This is a genomic window from Streptosporangium sp. NPDC049644 (assembly GCF_040675205.1).
Classification (GTDB): domain Bacteria; phylum Actinomycetota; class Actinomycetes; order Streptosporangiales; family Streptosporangiaceae; genus Streptosporangium; species Streptosporangium fukuiense.
Map to the genome: position 1 here is coordinate 25,774 of NZ_JBFAOJ010000025.1, position 16,674 is coordinate 42,447.

The following is a 16,674-nucleotide window of genomic DNA, read 5'->3' on the forward strand; positions in this document are numbered from 1 at the left end:
CGACCGATCACCCAAGATGATCGGCTCGACCTATCACCCGACCGATCTGCGGAGAGTATTGGTCCTGCGACTCTCCGTATATCGGCCTTGTCCCTCAGGATGGGGGATTCAGACCAGCGAGCGCGATCCCGCGGCCCTGGTGTCCTACTCGATAGGAGCAACGATGCTCACCGAGCACGCTCCAGCTCTGGAGGTCGGCGTGCGCGGCAGGCACCGCGGACGCTTTCGAGTGACCGCCTGGTGCCTCCCCCCGGGCAACGCCGCCCGCCGGGCCCGCAAGCTGCTGCACGACCTGCTGTCCCGGCCGCCATTCGCCCCCGACGACGTCGCCGACCTGGAGGTCGTGGTGACCGAGCTCGCCACGAACGCCGGCAGTTACGCCCCCGGCCCCTACGAGCTGCGCGTCCTACACGACCGCGAGCTGCCGATCAGGGCCGAGGTCGCCGACGCCGGCGGCGGGGTCCCGCTGATCGAGCGTCTGCTGCGCCGCCCGTTCACGCTCCCCGGCCACGTGGACGAGCTGTCACTCGGCGGGCGGGGCCTGCGGATCGTCGAGGAGTACACCTCCGGGCGCTGCGGGGCGCGCTGGACCCGGCTGTGCGGCACCGGGCAGATCGGAACCGGTGTCTGGTTCGACCTTCCGGTGCACCGTCCCCGGACGTGAGCGCGCCCCGGCGGGGCACGGGCTCACCGCCCGGACCTCGCCCTCAGGAGCGCGGACAGGCGCTCCACCTCGTGCCGCTCCAGGCGGGCCGGCGCTCCGCGGCAGTGGGTCTCGGCCTCGCCGTGGCGGCCGGGTTCCTTGCACAGCACCCCCAGGGCCGGCCGCACCACCGCGCCCACCGCGCCCCCTCGGCGTACCGGCCGTGCCTTCGGCAGTGCACACCGCGCAGCAGGCACCGGCGGATCACCTTGATCGGGAACATCTCGGTGGGTTCGTTGTTGTGCCGGACTCCGTGGGAGTGTTGCGGCTTATGAGTAGGTCGTTGAAGATGACACACATCCTGCTGGTGGCCGCGTTCGCCGCCGGCCTTTCCGCCTGTTCGGCGGAGGACGGCTCGTCCGCCTCCTCCACCGCCCCGGCCGTCTCCGCCTCTCCCACCGGATCCGAGAGCACCCCCGCCCCTGCCGTCACCGTCACCGTCACCGCGGAGCCCTCGTCTCCGGCGGACTCGACCGACTCCCCCGCCGAGCCCGGGGGGGACGAGCAGGGTGACGGCGCCGGGGACACCGGACCGGCCGTCTACCTGCTCGGACCACTCGGCACGAGTCCGGGACAGCCGGGCTGGATCACCGTGCAGACCGGCGACGGCGATGTGCAGTCGGTCATGCTCAGCCCGGACGCGGTGGTGCTCGACGCGCGGGGGACGATCTGCGACACGGGCAAGGTCCCGCACAGGTGCACCGCGGCACAGCTGGAGAGGGCGCTCAACGCGCGAAAGCCCCTGAACGCCAAGGTGATGCTCCAGGGCGGGGTGGCGGTGAGGATCGAGGCGACCACCGGGAGGTGACCGGGGCCGGCGGCCCCACGCGTTCGGCCGCGTGGGTCCGCCGGTCGGCCGCGGGGAGGCGCGGGTCAGCCCACGGTGCAGGGCGCGCCGTTCAGGGTGAACTCGGTCGGCCTGGGGTTGGCACCGGTGTAGGTGCCGTTGAACCCGATGCCGGTCGAGGCGTTGGGCGCGATGTTCGCGTTCCATGACAGGTTCGTCGCGGCGACGACGGCGCCCGACTGCGACCAGGTCGCCGACCAGGCGGGCAGGGTGACCTTCTGGTCGCCGGGGAAGGCGAACCGCAGCGTCCAGCCGTTGACGGCCGAGGTGCCGGTGTTGGCGATGGTCAGGTTGGCACTGAAGCCACCTCCCCAGTCGTTGACCGTGTAGGTGACCTTGCAGGTGCCGCCCTCGCCGCCACCGCCACCCGTGGTCGCGGTCACCACGGCCGAGCGGGCCGAGCGGTTGCCCGCCGCGTCACGCGCGTACACCGCGAACGTGTGGGCGGTGCTCGCCGCCAGCCCGGTGACGGATGCCGAGTTGGTCGTCGGTGTCGCCACCGTGGTCTCGGTCGTGCCCTGCACCCGCACCACGTCGTAACCCGTCACGCCGACGTTGTCGCTGGACACCGTCCACGTCAGGTTCACCGACGACGAGGTCACGTTCGACACCGTCGGGGTGCCCGGCACCGTCGGCGGGCTGGTGTCCGCGGCGGACTCGTAGATCAGCCCGTATCCGTAGGGGAAGAGCGGGGTCTTGCCGTCCCCGTCGTTGATCGGCTGCTGGCCGGCGCTGTTCATCCAGGTCACCGGGAGCCTGCCGGTGGGCTGGGTGAGGCCGAAGAGCACGTCGGCGACGCCCTGCCCCTCGGTGCCCGGCAGCCAGGAGGCCACCAGCGCGTTCCACCCGGAGAGCTGGGAGGAGATGTCCAGTGGGCGGCCGGAGACCAGGACCACGATCACCGGCACCCCGGAGGCGCGCAGCGTGTTGATGGTGTTCAGGTCCGCGCCGTCCAGCCCCATGGCCCCGGTGCGGTCTCCCTGACCTTCCGCGTACGGGGTCTCGCCCACCACCGCGATCGCCGCCCGGTAGGAGGAGTCGATGCCGCTGCCGTTCTGGTTGTAGGTCACCGTCGTGGCGGAGCCGACGGTGTTGCGGATCCCCTGCAGGATGGTGGTGCCGGGGGTGATGTTCCCCGACGAGCCCTGCCAGGAGATCGTCCAGCCGCCGCTCTGGTGGCCGATGTTGTCGGCGCTCCTGCCCGCGACGAAGATCTTGCCGCCGCCGGTGGCCAGCGGCAGGATATTCCCGCCGTTCTTCAGCACCACCTGCGACCTCGCCACCGCCTGGCGGGCCAGGGCGCGATGCGCGCCGCTGCCCACGGTTGAGGTGTAGGTCCGGTCGGCCAGTGGCCTCTCGAAGAGTCCCAGCTCGAACTTCTTGGTCAGGATGCGCCTCGTGGCGTCGTCGACGCGGGACAGCGGCACCCGCCCCGCCTGCACCTCGGCGCGGAGCAGGTCGATGAACTGCCGCCAGGCCTCGGGCTCCATCACCATGTCGATGCCGGCGTTGATCGCGGTTCGCACGTCGACGGCGGAGAGCCCGAGGGCGCCGTCGATCTGGTCGACGCCGTTCCAGTCGGAGACGACGAAACCGGTGAAGCCCAGTTCGTCCTTGAGCACCGAGGTGACCAGATACCGGTTCCCGTGCAGCCTGCTGCCGTTCCAGCTGCTGAACGAGACCATCACCGACCCCACCCCGCGTTCCACCGCGGCCCTGAACGGCGGCAGGTGAATCGCCCGCAGCTCGGTCTCGGTCAGCTGCGTGTCGCCCTGGTCGACGCCGTTCGTGGTGCCTCCGTCGCCGACATAGTGCTTGGCGGTGGCCAGCACCGAGGCCGGCCCGTTCAGCGCCGCACCCTGCGTGCCCGTGATGAAGCTCGTCATCGACGAAGGGATCTCCGGCAGTTCCCCGAAGGACTCGTAGGTGCGGCCCCACCGGTCGTTGCGCGCGACGCAGACGCAAGGGGCGAAGTTCCAGTCGACGCCCGTCCCGGTGATCTCCTCGGCGACCGCCCGGCCGATCTGCTGCACCAGGGCGGGATCCCGGGTGGCACCGAGCCCGATGTTGTGCGGGAAGATCGTCGCGCCGACCACGTTGTTGTGGCCGTGCACCGCGTCCACACCGTAGATCATGGGGATGCCCAACGGCGTCGCGAGGGCGGCGTTCTGGTAGCCGTCGTACATGTTCGCCCAGGAGGTGGCGTTGTTGGGCGAGGGCGCCGAACCGCCGCCGGACAGCACCGAGCCGAGCCGGTAGGTGGTGACGTCGGAGTTGCCGACCGAGCCGCGTTCCGCCTGGGTCATCTGGCCGATCTTCTCGTCCAGCGTCATCCGCGAGAGGAGGTCGGCGACCCTGGTCGCCACCGGCAGGCCGGGATCCTGGTAGGGATTCACGGCCGCCGACGCCGTCGCCGTCGCCGTTGCCGGGACGGACATCCCGGCCGCCAGCAGCAGCGCGGCGAGCCCGGCGCGGAGACGGCGGCCCGGCCGGCCGAGCCGATCGGTCAGGAGGGAGGTGCGCACATCGGGCCCCTTCGGGGAGGTCTTCCGGAAAAGCGGGTCGGACGGCTCGCGCCGGCCATTGTGGGAGCGCTCCCACATCTCGCACCATAGAATGCGGCCCCCCGCGGGCCAAGGGACCTCCACCTCCCCACCGGCCTGCCGGCCCGGCACTCACCGGGCCACCTGGACGGACTCACCCCGGCCCGTCCGCCGCCCGGTGAAAATTTCACCGCCGGACCAGGCACCGACGGACCCCGCCCTCGGCGGTTCCCACCGGATCGCCGTACCGTCGAACTGCTAGAACGGTGTTCATGCCACAAGCCCGCCGGCAGGCGGGCACGGCAGAGAGCATGCAGAGGTCGCGTAGATGTTGAAGCTGGACCGGTTGGTGAACGTTCTCGGCGGCTACGGGGCTCGGCTCTGCTGCGCTCCGGCGTCGCGGGACGTCGAGCTGCGCAGCGTGGTGGTGCATGATCCGACCGACACCCGCCCCGCGACCGGTGACGTGTTCCTGGCGGTGGGCGTGGAGTCGGCGTCCGACGCCGTACGCCTGGCACGGGCGGCGCGGGCCGTCACGGTGCTGGTGCACGGGACCCCTCCCCTCGACGAGGGCACGCTGGAACAGGCCCTCGCCGACGGGATCGCCGTGCTGCTCGTCGAACCGGCGGTGTCCTGGAGCCAGCTCCTCGGCGTGGTGTACGGCCTGGTGCTCGAAGGCAGCCAGACCGGGCGGGGGCCGAACGATCTGCTGGCCTTCGCGGACACGCTCGCGGCCGAACTCGGCTACGCGGTGACGATCGAGGACCAGATGTCGCGGGTCCTGGCCTACTCCGGCTCGCAGCAGACCGCCGATCCGGCCAGGCTGGAGACGATCCTGGGCAGGCGGGTGCCGGACGCCATGCGCCGGCTGTTCGAGCGGGAGGGCGTCTTCGCCCATCTGGCGACCTCCGACGAGCCGCTGTTCGTCGACCCCTCACCGGCACACGGTCTCAGAGGCCGCATGGTGGTCGCGGTGCGGGCGGGGCGCGAGTTGCTGGGATCGATCTGGGTCGAGTGCGAGAGCCCGCTGTCCGACACGCGCCGGACCATCCTGGAGGACGGGGCGCGGGCGGTCGCGCTGCACCTGCTGCGCTCCCGGGTCAGTGCGGACCTGGAGCGTCAGGTGGAGTCCGATCTCGTCATCCAACTGCTGGAGGGGACCGCCGACACGGCCGCGGTGATCAGCAGGCTCGGCCTGCCCCGGGAGCGGTTCCGGGTGATCGCGCTCCAGGCGCACATCGCCGAGGAGCGGCATGCCGCGATCCTGCTGGCCTTCGAACGCGCGACCACCGGTTTCGGCTGGTCGCGGGCAGGACGGAGCGCGCTGTTCGGCAACACCCTGTACACGGTGCTGCCCTGTGACAACGATGCCGCGCCCGCCCTGGACTGGCTCGCCGCGATCGCGAACGTCCTGCCGCGGCGGGTCACCGTGCTCGCCGGTGTCGGCGGCCCTGCGGGACCCGCCCAGCTGGCCGCGAGCAGGCAGGAGGCCGACGAGAGCCTCGCCCTCCGGGCGGTGCGGCCCACCGGCGCCCCGGCGGTCGTCTACGACGAGGCGTGGGACGAGATCCTGCTGCAACGCCTCCGGGCCGCCGCCTCGGCGGGACGTACCCCCGCCCGCGGGCCGGTCGCCGAGCTGACCCGGCATGACTCCGAGCACGGCACCCAGTACATCGCGACGTTGCGCGCATGGCTGGAGGCGCAGGGTGATCTGGCCGTCGCCGCCGGCCGCCTCAGCGTCCACCCGAACACGGTCCGCTACCGGCTGCGGAAGATGGCCGAGATCACGAACCTCCAGCTCGAACTGCCGGAGAAGCGGCTGGCGATGATCATCGCGCTGGCCGTCGGCCGGACCTAGACCCGCGGCGGGGCACCGGCCGGCCGGTGCCCCGCGGAGCGGAGGAGGGAGCGGCGGTGGGCGCCGGATCCGGGGCCCAGCCCCCGGCGCTTGTCCTCGCACGACAAAACACACCATTGCGCTTGTCCGAAATGCACACACCACTCTCCGGCCAGGCCAGCGATCCTCGAAAGAGGCAATGAATATCAGAGTGGAGAAAATGGTCATGGGCATCGACGGTGGGCCGCGTACGGCAGTGGTGATCGGCGCCGGCGTGGTGGGGTTGTCCACCGCGTGGTTCCTGCAGGAGCGCGGCGTGGAGGTCACGGTCGTGGACCGGGACGACGTGGCCGCGGGCGCGTCGTGGGGCAACGCGGGCTGGCTCTCCCCTGGGCTGGCCATCCCGCTGAACGAGCCCGGCGTCCTCCGCTACGGCCTGCGCTCCCTGCTCGACCCGAGCGCCCCACTGCACATCCCGGCCACCCCCGACCCGGCGCTGCTGTCGTTCCTCACCCGGTTCGCCGCGAACTGCAGCTGGAAGTCCTGGGGCCGTGCCGTACGGGCCAACCTCCCGTTCAACGAGGAGTGCCTGGAGGCGTTCGACGTGCTCACCGCGAACGGCGTCGAGGCCCCCACGGTCGAGGCCCCGATCATGGCCGCCTTCGAGACCCCGCGGCAGGCGGTGGCGCTCCTGCACGAGCTTCGGCGCATCAACGAGTCCGGCCTGGAGATCAAGTACAGCGCGTTCGAGGGTGACGACCTCGGCAGGCAGGCGCCGCAGCTCTCCTCGCGCGCGCGGGCCGGGATCCGGCTGGACGGGCAGCGCTACGTCGACCCCGGGGAGTTCACCCGGTCGCTCGCCCGCTCCGTCGCCGCCCGGGGCGCCACGATCCGGTCCGGCTTCCGGGTGATCGACGTCTACTCCCACTCCGGCGGGATCGCCGTCCGGTCGGCTGACGGGGACTCCGTCAGCGCCGACGCCGTCGTGCTGGCCACCGGCGCGTGGCTGAACCAGCTCGGCGCCTCCTGGGGCGTCCGGGTTCCGGTACGCGCCGGACGCGGCTACTCGTTCACCGTGCCGACGGACGAGCCCGTGCCCGGGCCGATCTACCTGCCCGCCGTGCGGGTGGCCTGCACGCCCTACCAGGGCAAGCTGCGCGTCGCCGGCACGATGGAGTTCCGGGACGCCGACGCCCCGCTGTACCAGAGGCGCGTCGACGCGATCATCGCGTCCGCCCGGCCGCTGCTCAGCGGCGTCTCCTGGGAGGAGCGCACCGACACCTGGGTCGGCCCGCGCCCCGTCACCCCCGACGGCAGGCCGCTGATCGGCGCCACCCGCGCCCCCGGCAGGTACGTCGCCGGCGGCCACGGCATGTGGGGGTTCACCCACGGACCGGTCACCGGTCGCATGCTGGCCGAGCAGATCACCACCGGAAAGCAGCCCGCGGCCCTACGGGACTTCGACCCCGTCCGCTGAGGCGGGACGGTTCGGCCCGCGGGCGGTGATCAGAACACTGCCCGAGGGGATCGTGGCCCAGTCGGCGATGCCGTCGCGGATCCAGGCCACGGTCCCCGCGCCGTACTCGGCCGCCAGCTCCGCGCGATGGGTGTCGAGCCGCTCCAGGATCCGCCGGTAGAACGGTTCGGTGTACTCGGTGAGGTCCTCGACGGCGTCGACGCCGAGACCGGCGGCGCGCAGGATCTCCACATACGCCCCGGCCTGCTCGATGGAGTGGACCTGGAACATCTCGAAGTACGCCGCCAGCCGAGGCCGCAGCTCGCCGGTGACGGGAACGTGCAGGCACGGGGCCTCCACCACCAACCGGCCACCGGGCCGCAGCACCCGGACGAGCTCGGCGAAGAGCGGCTCCGGCGCGAAGTGCGGCGTCGACTCGAAGACCAGCACCGCGTCGAACGCGCCGTCGGGGTAGGGCATGGCCAGCGCGTCGCACCGTTCGAAGGAGACCAGCGGTTCCACGCCCCGTTCGCGCGCCCACGCCCTCCCTCGTTCCAGCGCCCGCTCGTCGACGTCGATCGCCGTCACCCGCGCCCCGGTGCGTTCCGCCACCGTCACCGCGGGACGCCCGTTCCCACAACCCACGTCCAGCACCAGCTCACCGGCCCGCGCGTCCAGGCGGTCGACCACGACCCCGGTCAGCCGGTCGGTGGCCTCCTCGATCGGCGTGTCGTCGTCGGGCCCCGACCAGTAGCCGTAGTGCAGGTCGAGCCCGCCGACCTTCTCCGTCAGCGAGGCCAGGTAGTCGTAGGAACCCGTGGCGGGACAGGGCGTGCTGGGCATCTTTCCTCCGTACACCGATCCGGCTCGCCGGTCACCAGGACACCGGCAGTGATTCGAGGCTGTAGGCCGCGTTCATCGGGGTGAACCGGAGCTCCTCGAACGGGACCTCCAGCCGCAGGCCGGGGAAGCGGTTCAGCAGGCGGGGAACGCAGACCCGTAGTTCCAGCCTGGCCAGCTCGGCGCCCAGGCAGTAACGGGCGCCGTGCCCGAAGGCGAGATGGGGCAGCGGCTCGCGGGTGATGTCGAAGCGGTCGGCGTCGGGCCCCAGGACGGCGTCGCGATTGGCCGACGGCAGGGAGCACAGGACGTACTCCCCCGCCCGGATCTCCTGGCCGCCGACCGTGACGTCCTCCTCGGCGGTGAAGACCTTGCCGAAGGAGACCACCGACAGGTGGCGGAGCATCTCCTCGACCGCGCGGTCCACGTCGGCTGAACCGTCGCGCAACGCCGCGGCCTGGTCCGGGTGGCGCAGCAGGAGCAGGGCTCCCAGCCCGATCGTGCCGGCCGTCGTCGCGTACCCCGCGAGCAGCAACTGGGCGGCGATCCCGGCCAGCTCGACGTCGGAGAGATCCGCGCCGTACGACGAGATCAGCCTGCCGACCAGGCCGTCGCCGGGATCGCGGCGGCACCGGGAGACGAACGCGCTCAGGTAGGTGTCCAGCTCGGCGAAGGCGGCCGCCTGCTCCAGCGGCCTCGGGGCGAAGTCGAGGAGGACGTCGGCGTTGCGCCGCAGGTGCTCCCGGTCGGGCTCGGGGATTCCGAGGAGTTCGAGGAAGATCCGCGCCGGGACCGGGAGCGCGAAGTCCGCGATCAGGTCGGCGCCGGGCCCGGAGCGGCGCATCGCCGCCATCCGCTCGTCGGCCACGGCCTCGACGCGCGGGCGCAGCGCCCGCAGCCGGCGGGCACCGAACTCCGCGTTGAGCATCCGCCGGAGGCGCGCGTGCTCGCGGGGGGCGTACGTCGAGAAGAAGCCGGGGCGCGGCGGCGGGAACCCTCCCGGCGGCTCCGGCGGCGGGATCGGGCCGTCGACCGCCGCCCTGGAGCTGAATCGCCACTGGTCCGCGACCACGCGGCGGGCGTCGGCGTAGCGGGTGACCAGCCACGCGCTCGCCCCGGTCGAGAGGGTGACCCGGACCACCGGCTCCTCGGCCCGCAACCGGGCGAACTCCTCGGCCGGGTCGAGGGGGCAGACGCTGGAGCGGCGGACGAAGAGCGGCACCGGCGGGCTGTCGTCGATCACGGTTGTCACGCGTGCGGGGAGGAGGAGAGTCGCCGCACGCCGGTGTCGCCGAGGCGGGTCACGATGTCGGTGACGAGGGCCGCCTCCGCGCCCACCGGGTAGAAGTGGTCCCCAGGGAAGGTCAGCAGCTCGAACCCCGCGGCCGCGACGCGGTTCCAGGCGCGCATCTCGTCGTGGCTCACGCGCCGGTCGTCCGTCCCCAGGTAGGCGGTGATCGGAGCGGCGATCCTCGGGGTGGAGGCGGGCCGGTAGGCGTGCAGCAGGTCGTGGTCCGCCCGCAGCGCGATCATCGCCAGGTCCATCAGCTCGGGGAAGCGCAGCAGCGCCGGATCCGCGGCCGCGGCCTGCTCGGCGAGTTGGTCGTCGCCGATGGGGATCCGCCGCGCGTCGCTCGCGCACAGGTGCGGCGGCGCGTGCGCGGACACCAGCAGCGACGCCGGGGAGATCCCGTGCTCCACGGCGAGCCTGACCGCGACCTCGTAGGCGACCACGGCGCCCATGCTGTGCCCGAACAGGGCGAACGGGCGGTCGAGCAGGGAGAGGAGCACCCGGCAGACCTGGTCGACGAGAGGCTCCATCCGGTCGATCGGCCGCTCGTTGATGCGGTTCTGCCTGCCCGGGTAGCACACGGCGGACAGCTCGACGTCCTCGGGCAGGTGGTCCTGCCATCCCCGGTAGAAACTCGGCGACCCCCCGGCGTGGGGGAAGCAGACCAGGCGCAGCCGAGGCTCGGCGAGCACCTGCCGCCGGCGCAGCCACATGCACTGATCGGCTGGGATCGTCTCGGTCATGACAGATCGCTCCTTTCGAGAACCGGGCGCGGACCACCCGCCCCGGCCTCTCCCTCGCCGTCCGCCCGGGTCGCGGCGAGTGCCTTCGCCAGGCCCTCGATCGTCGGAGCGACGAACAGCGCCTTGACGGGAAGCTGGACCCCGAATCGCTCCTTGCAGCGCTGGACCACCTGCAGCGCGCTCAGCGAGTGACCGCCCAGGAGGAAGAAGTCGTCGCGCCTCCCGATCGTGTCGACGCCGAGCACGTCCTGCCAGACGGCCAGCAGCTCCAGCTCGCGCGGGCTCCACTCGTCGGTGCCGCCGGCGGACGGCGCGGCGGGGTGGCGCGGGCGAGGCGGCCGTGACCGGGCGGCGGGCACGGCGGAGCGCCGCGCGGCCTGCCCCGCGCCCTCCGGCGGCCGGGAGGAGACGACCACCTGTCCCAGGGGAAGGGCCGCCAGGCACCTCTCGAAGGCCGCGACTCCCTCCTCGGGGCTCAACCCGCCGCTCAGCCCCTCACCGGTGAGCTCGCGGTGGCGCCGTTCCATGTCACGGGCCATTCCCACCCCGTTCCAGCGGTCCCAGTTGATCGACAGCACCGGCAGGCCGTCCCGCCGCGCGCAGAGGGCGAACGTGTCGAGGAAGGCGTTGGCCGCCCCGTAGCAGGTGAGTCCGGGAACCCCGGAGAACGAGGCCAGCGAGGAGAACAGCGCGACGAAGTCGGGAAGCGCGCCGACCTCCCGGATAGCGGAGACCAGGGTGGAGGTCCCCTCGGTCTTGGCCCGCAGCGCGGCGGCGACGTCGTCCTCGGTCAGGAACTCCGCCATGCCGCCCCCCGGCACACCGGCGGCGTGGATCACTCCGTGGATCTCGCCGAACCGTGACCGCGTCTCGTCGAGAACCTCCCTGAGGCGCCGGGCGTCGGCGACGTCCGCGCCGCGTACCAGGACCTCGTCTCCCCGGCCCTCAAGGAGAGTCGTCGCCTCGCCACCGCGCGGCGGGAACTCCCCGGACGCTCCGCGCCCGATCAGGACGAGCCGGGCCGAGTACGTGTCCGCCAGGTGCCCGGCCAGCCGGAGCCCGATCCCGCTCGTCCCCCCGGTGATCACATAGGTCCCGCCCCGGCGTATCCGGGGGCCCGTTCCCGGTGTCACCCGCAGCGGCTCGAAGTGGCGCAGCCAGCGGTGTCCCGCCCGCAGGCCGACCGGGTCCTCACCCGGGTTTTCGGGTGAGGGGCGGCAGAGCTCGGCGAGGAGCTCCGCGGCTCGGGTCCCGTGCTCCTTTCCGTCACCGGGATCCAGGTCCACGAGCCGGATGCGCGCGTCGGCCAGCTCATGGCGGAGCGGCCCCGCGGCTCCGATCGTGAGGGCCTCGCGCGGGTCGAGCCGCTCGCTCCCGGTGATCTCCAGGGCCCCCCTGGTGACCAGGGAGAGATCGGCCCGCGGCCGGCCGCTCAGGGCACGGGCCAGGCCGACGACGTGGCCCAGCGGCGGGCAGGTCCGCGAGAGCGGTGACGCTCCCCAGAGGCAGACGATCCGCGGCGGTCCGGCCGCGTCGGCCTCCACCGTCTTCAGGAGCCTTTCGTAGTCCTCCCCGCACCCGGGGTCGATCGTGATCCGGTCCGGGGCCGCGCGCTGGAACGCCCGCCCCGGGGTGACGACCACCGTGGTGGCCCCGTACTCCGCCAGCTTCGCGACGATCGCCTCGGCGAGGGACGACGAGTCGGAGAGCACGATCCAGCGGTGCTCCCGCACCTCCGGCCCCGGATCCGCCGGCACCTCCACGGCGCGTTTCCAGGTGACCCCGTACAGGCCGCCGGGTGAGCGTTCCGCACCGGAGAAGGCGGCGGGCTCCGTGCCGCGCGCCGGGTCCGGCGGGCGGGTGACGGTGGGCGCGAAGGGGTAGGGCACCGCGGGCAGCCGGAGCCGCCGTTCCGGCCAGAGCGAGGGCAGGTCGACCTCGACGCCCGCCTCCCACAACCGGCCCAGCGCGCGGAGCAGGACCTCCCGGTCGGCCCGCTCCTCCAGCGGATGGCGGGTGACGTTGACGACCACGGAGTCCGTGCCCGCCCTCGCCCGGGCCGGCGTGCTCAGCGTCGTACCGGGACCCACCTCGACGAGGATCTTCGGCCCGTCGGCCAGGACGTGGCCGAGCGCGGCGTCGAACCTGACCGTCGCCCTCAGATGGGTGACCCAGTACTCGGGGTCGGCGAAGTCGGCGTCTCCGGTCCCCGTCACGCCTGAGACCAGGCGCATCGAGGGGGCGCGCAGCTCGATCCCGGCCATGAAGCCGCGGAACTCCCCGAGTACGGGGTCGACCAGGGCCGAATGCGCGGCGGTGCCGAGCGGCAGGAGGCGGCCGGTGATCCCACGCCGGTCCAGCAGTTCCCTGACCTCGGCGATGTAGGCGGCGGGGCCGGCGAGCACGCAGGACGCCGGGCCGTTGACCACCGACAGGCACACCCCCTCTCCGAGGAAGGGCTCGACCTCCCGTTCGGAGGCCGGAACCGCCAGCATCGCCCCGTCGCGCAGCGAGGCCAGCAGCTCGCCGCGTTTGGACACGACGGCGAGGGCGTCGCGCAGCGACATGACACCCGCGACGCAGGCCGCCGCGTACTCACCGAGGCTGTGCCCCATCAGCAGGGCGGGGATCACCCCCCGCGACATGAGGAGCCGGGCGAGCGCGATCTCCATGACGAACACGGCGGGCAGCGCCAGGGCGGGATCGCTCTCCCCGTCCGGGAGGGTGTCCGAGACGGGGACCGGCGCCGCGCCGGGCTCGTCCGTCCACAGGGCGCCCAACCGCCCGGCGGCGGAGCGGTCCGGCAGCAGCTCCAGGCACTCGTCCACGGCCGCGCGGAAGACCGGCTCCTCCTGGTAGAGCTCGCGCCCCATCCCGGGATACCGCGTGCCTCCGCCGGGGAACATGAACACCACGTCGGCGTTGCCCGCGCGGACGGCGGGGGCGGTTCCGCCGGTCGCGCGCCCGCGCAGCTCCGCCACGGCGTGGGAGCGGTCGCGGAAGACTCCGGCGTACCGGAAGGGGAGATGGCGGCGGCCGGCCGCGAGGGTACGGGCGAGGTCGGCGAACTCGGGATCGGAGACGTCGCGGAGGGCGTCCGCGCAGGCTCCGGCCATCTCGGCGAGGGCCGTCTCGTCACGCGCGGACAGCGCGACGAGCTGCCACGGAGGGGCCGGGGCGGTGGGCGGGCGCGGCGGCGGCTCCTCAAGGATCACGTGGGCGTTGGTGCCGCCGATGCCGAAGGAGCTGACGGCCGCCCGGCGGGGAACATCCGTGAGCGGCCAGTCCTCCTGCTCCACCGCGAGGCGGAACGGGCTCGTCTCGAAGTCGATCTCAGGGTTGGGGTGCGGCGAGACGACGGGGCTGGGCGGGATCCGGCCGTGCCGGACCATCAGCGCGGCCTTGATGAAACCGGCCACTCCGGCTGCCGCGTCGGTGTGCCCGATGTTCGATTTCACCGAGCCCAGCCGGCAGTATCCGCGCCCGGTCGCCCCCGCCGCCCGGTAGGCCCGGGTCAGCGCGGTGACCTCCACCGCGTCTCCGAGCGCCGTGGCCGTTCCGTGGGCCTCGACGTAGCCGACGGTGTCCGGGTCGACGCCGGAGACCGCGAGCGCGGCCTCCACCGCGGCCTGCTGGCCGCGGACACCGGGTGCCGCGTAGCTGAGCTTGTCCGAACCGTCGTTGGTGACCGCGCTTCCGGTGACCACCGCGTAGACGCGGTCGCCGTCGGCCAGGGCGTCCCCGAGCCTGCGCAGCACCACGATCCCGAGGCCGTCCGCGGGGACGAACCCCGACGCGTCCCGGTCGAAGGACCGGACATGGCCGTCGGCGGACCAGACGCCGCCCTCCTGGTGCAGGTAGCCCTGCCTGCGCAGCGGCGTCCAGGAGACCCCGCCGGCCAGGGCCATGTCACAGTCGTGGGTGATGAGCGCCCGGCAGGCGAGGTGGATCGCGACGAGCGAGGTGGAACAGGCGGCCTGCACGGTGATGCTCGGCCCGGTCAGGCCGAGCTTGTAGGAGGCCCGGGTGGAGAGGAAGTCCTTGTCGTCGGCGGCCGCCAGGAGGTCCGCGGAGGTGCCGAGGAAGGCTCCGCGGTCCCTGTCCCGGTGCGTGCCGAGGGTCTGCCCCGCGTAGACGCCGATGCTGCCGGGGAAGTGGTCGGGCGCGTGGCCGGCGTCGTCCAGGGCGTGCCAGGCGGCTTCGAGGAACATGCGTTGCTGCGGGTCCATGAGGGCCGCCTCGCGCGCCGGGTAGCCGAAGAAGGCGGCGTCGAACCGGTCGGCGTCCCAGAGGATGCCACCGGCGGGAACGAGTTCGGGATCGGCGAGGCGTGCCTCGCTCGCCCCGCCCTCCCGCAGCTCGTCCGGGGTGAGCTCGGAGATGCCCCGGCGGCCCTCGGCGATGAGGCGCCAGTATTCGGCGGTGTCGCGCGCGCCGGGAAAGCGGCAGGCGATGCCGACGACCGCGATGTCGGCACCCGAGACGCCGGCACCCGCGATGTCGGCGCCGTCCGCGTTCGTCGGTTTCAACTCTGTCGTCCTTTCCAGCGGCGTTCCTCCAGTGACCGGCTTCCGGCGAGCAGGTTCCTCCTGTTCGCGGCGGCCGTCGCGAGGTCTCGCCCGGACCGGTCACGGTCCCCGGCGCGCGTGTCGAGAAGTGCCGCGAGCGACCGCACGTCGGGGGCCGCGATGAGGTCGGCGACGGGGAGCAGGACCCCCCGGCGTTCGTGGATGTCGGCCTGGAGGGTGACGAGGTCGACCGAGGTCCCGCCCAGCTCGAAGAAGTTCTCCTCCGCGCCGACCTCGTCGAGTCCCAGCAGCAGCCCCACCATCTCGGCCACCTCCCGCTCTCCCGGCCGCTCTCCCCGGCGTGAGGACACCGCGTGGCCGTGCCGCGGCCGGCCGCCCGCCGGGCTCGGCAGCGCCGCGCGGTCGACCTTGCCGTGGGGGGTCAGCGGAAGCCGGTCCAGTGTCACGAAGAGCGACGGGATCATGTACGGGGGGAGCTGGCCGGCGAGCAGCTCGCGCAGTTCACCGGCGGGAACCCCCGGTCCCCGCGAGAGCTGCGCGTACGCGGTGAGCCTGGCGGTTCCGGTCTCCTCACCGGTGGTGGTCACCGCCGCTCCGGTGACGCGCGGGTGGCGCATCAGGGCCGCCTCGACCTCGCCGGGTTCGATCCGGTATCCCCGGACGTTGAGCTGTTCGTCGATCCGCCCCACGAAGTCGATCTCTCCCCCTCCCAGCCGCCGGGCGAGATCGCCGGTACGGTACAGGCGCGCGCCCGGGCGCCCCGCGAACCTGTCGGGGACGAACCTCTCGCGCGTCAGGTCGGGCCGCTTCAGGTATCCCCGCGCCACACCGCGTCCTCCGACGTACAGTTCGCCGGTCTCCCCCTCCGCGACCGGGTCACCCGCCGCGTCGAGGATGTGGACCTCGACCCCGGCCAGCGGGCGTCCGACGGACGGCCTGCCCACCCCCGGCCGGCAGCGCCCCGCCGTCGCGGACACGGTGGCCTCCGTCGGACCGTAGGCGTTGAACAGGCGTACCCTGGGCGCCCACCGCTCCACCAGGAACTCCGGCAGCGCCTCGCCGCCCGAGGTGAGGGTGGTCACCGGCACCGGGACGTCCTCGGGCAGGGTGGCCAGCAGCGACGGAGCGCCGGACAGGTGGGTGATGTCCAGCTCGCACAGGACGCGGCTCAGCTCTCGGCCGTACAGCGACACCCCGGCCTCGGGGACGCACAGGGTCGCGCCGTTGAGCAGGCTCATCGCGAACTCCCAGACCCAGGCGTCGAACGTGAACGGCGCGAACTGCAGGACGCGGGCCCCTTCGAGGTCGCCGAAGAGCAGCCGCAGCCCCTCCGCCAGGTTGGTCACGCCGCCGTGGTCCACCAGCACACCCTTGGGCGCACCGGTCGATCCGGAGGTGTAGAGCACGTAGGCGAGGCCGTCGGCCCGGGTCGCCGGTGCGGCGTCTCCCCTCGCCGATCCCGTGGCGGGCTCCGGCCTTTCGAGGCCCGGCCGTACGGAGCGCAGGCCACATCCCGGCAGCAGTTCCTCCGGGTCCCGGTCGGCGACGACGATCCGGGTGCCGGTGTCGGACAGCACCAGCTCGTTCCGTCCCACCGGGTGCGACGGCGGCAGGGGCACGTAGGCGCCACCGGCCTTCCAGATGGCCAGGACCACGGCGGGCAGCAGGAAGGAGCGCTCCATCAGCACCCCCACCGTGTCGCCCGCCCGCACCCCCGCCGCCATGAGCTCACCGGCCAGGACCGTGGCGTGCTCGCGCAGCTCCGCGTACGTCATCCGCCCGCCCGGGTGGACGAGGGCGTCACGCTCGGGCGCGGCCTCGGCCCATCTCTCGAAGAGGCGGTCGGCACCGGCCGCGCCGCCGACCGGTTCAAACCCGTGCATGT

11 protein-coding genes are annotated in these 16,674 nt (G+C 73.1%); 4 read left to right on the plus strand and 7 right to left on the minus strand.

What is annotated here, in order from left to right; all coding sequences use genetic code 11:
- Positions 1–163: 163 nt before the first annotated feature.
- The gene (locus AB0J58_RS16755) at positions 164–664 is read left to right on the plus strand and encodes an ATP-binding protein (RefSeq protein WP_364216186.1); all 501 of its coding nucleotides are present in this window, start codon (positions 164–166) and stop codon (positions 662–664) included.
- A gap of 23 nt (positions 665–687) precedes the next feature.
- Here the strand turns inward: AB0J58_RS16755 and AB0J58_RS16760 are convergent, their stop codons facing one another.
- Positions 688–900: a hypothetical protein gene (locus AB0J58_RS16760; protein ID WP_364216188.1), complete on the minus strand. Its 213-nt coding sequence runs from the start codon at positions 898–900 to the stop codon at positions 688–690.
- An 86-nt stretch (positions 901–986) separates the two neighbouring features.
- Between AB0J58_RS16760 and AB0J58_RS16765 the strand changes: the two genes are divergently transcribed.
- The gene (locus AB0J58_RS16765; protein ID WP_364216191.1) at positions 987–1,511 is read left to right on the plus strand and encodes a hypothetical protein; all 525 of its coding nucleotides are present in this window, start codon (positions 987–989) and stop codon (positions 1,509–1,511) included.
- A gap of 65 nt (positions 1,512–1,576) precedes the next feature.
- On the opposite strand, the gene AB0J58_RS16770 is transcribed toward AB0J58_RS16765, so the two are convergent.
- A complete protein-coding gene (locus tag AB0J58_RS16770) occupies positions 1,577–4,075 on the minus strand; it encodes a glycoside hydrolase family 3 N-terminal domain-containing protein (protein ID WP_364216194.1) in 2,499 nt (832 codons plus the stop codon).
- Between the two features lie 346 nt (positions 4,076–4,421).
- Here AB0J58_RS16770 and AB0J58_RS16775 point away from each other — a divergent pair, with 346 nt between their 5' ends.
- The gene (locus tag AB0J58_RS16775) at positions 4,422–5,951 is read left to right on the plus strand and encodes a helix-turn-helix domain-containing protein (RefSeq protein ID WP_364216197.1); all 1,530 of its coding nucleotides are present in this window, start codon (positions 4,422–4,424) and stop codon (positions 5,949–5,951) included.
- Positions 5,952–6,156: 205 nt separating this feature from the next.
- Entirely contained in the window at positions 6,157–7,407 is a 1,251-nt protein-coding gene (locus AB0J58_RS16780; RefSeq protein ID WP_364216200.1) for an FAD-dependent oxidoreductase, read from the plus strand.
- Here the strand turns inward: AB0J58_RS16780 and AB0J58_RS16785 are convergent.
- Genes AB0J58_RS16785 through AB0J58_RS16805 form a run of 5 tightly spaced genes read right to left on the minus strand, consistent with a single transcriptional unit; the run spans position 7,381 to position 16,672 of the window.
- Positions 7,381–8,229, minus strand: coding sequence for a methyltransferase domain-containing protein (locus AB0J58_RS16785; RefSeq protein WP_364216203.1), 849 nt, complete (start codon positions 8,227–8,229; stop codon positions 7,381–7,383). The genes AB0J58_RS16780 and AB0J58_RS16785 overlap by 27 nt on opposite strands.
- A gap of 31 nt (positions 8,230–8,260) precedes the next feature.
- Positions 8,261–9,478 carry a cytochrome P450 gene (locus AB0J58_RS16790; RefSeq protein ID WP_364216206.1) on the minus strand — a complete coding sequence of 406 codons (1,218 nt, stop codon included), beginning with the start codon at positions 9,476–9,478 and terminating at the stop codon, positions 8,261–8,263.
- Positions 9,475–10,260 carry an alpha/beta fold hydrolase gene (locus tag AB0J58_RS16795; protein ID WP_364216209.1) on the minus strand — a complete coding sequence of 262 codons (786 nt, stop codon included), beginning with the start codon at positions 10,258–10,260 and terminating at the stop codon, positions 9,475–9,477. The genes AB0J58_RS16790 and AB0J58_RS16795 overlap by 4 nt, the downstream gene beginning before the upstream one ends.
- Positions 10,257–14,789 carry an SDR family NAD(P)-dependent oxidoreductase gene (locus AB0J58_RS16800; protein ID WP_364216212.1) on the minus strand — a complete coding sequence of 1,511 codons (4,533 nt, stop codon included), beginning with the start codon at positions 14,787–14,789 and terminating at the stop codon, positions 10,257–10,259. The genes AB0J58_RS16795 and AB0J58_RS16800 overlap by 4 nt, the downstream gene beginning before the upstream one ends.
- Positions 14,786–16,672, minus strand: coding sequence for a non-ribosomal peptide synthetase (locus AB0J58_RS16805; protein WP_364216215.1), 1,887 nt, complete (start codon positions 16,670–16,672; stop codon positions 14,786–14,788). Before AB0J58_RS16805 ends, AB0J58_RS16800 begins: the two co-directional genes overlap by 4 nt.
- Positions 16,673–16,674: the final 2 nt, after the last annotated feature.

What these genes read in the sequence shown, in the direction of transcription:
- AB0J58_RS16785 (WP_364216203.1), bottom strand. Translation starts at nt 8,229, where the DNA reads ATGCCCAGCACGCCCTGTCCCGCCACGGGTTCCTACGACTACCTGGCC.
- AB0J58_RS16805 (WP_364216215.1), bottom strand. Translation starts at nt 16,672, where the DNA reads ATGCACGGGTTTGAACCGGTCGGCGGCGCGGCCGGTGCCGACCGCCTC.
- AB0J58_RS16795 (WP_364216209.1), bottom strand. Translation starts at nt 10,260, where the DNA reads ATGACCGAGACGATCCCAGCCGATCAGTGCATGTGGCTGCGCCGGCGG.
- AB0J58_RS16755 (WP_364216186.1), top strand. Translation starts at nt 164, where the DNA reads ATGCTCACCGAGCACGCTCCAGCTCTGGAGGTCGGCGTGCGCGGCAGG.
- AB0J58_RS16780 (WP_364216200.1), top strand. Translation starts at nt 6,157, where the DNA reads ATGGGCATCGACGGTGGGCCGCGTACGGCAGTGGTGATCGGCGCCGGC.
- AB0J58_RS16775 (WP_364216197.1), top strand. Translation starts at nt 4,422, where the DNA reads ATGTTGAAGCTGGACCGGTTGGTGAACGTTCTCGGCGGCTACGGGGCT.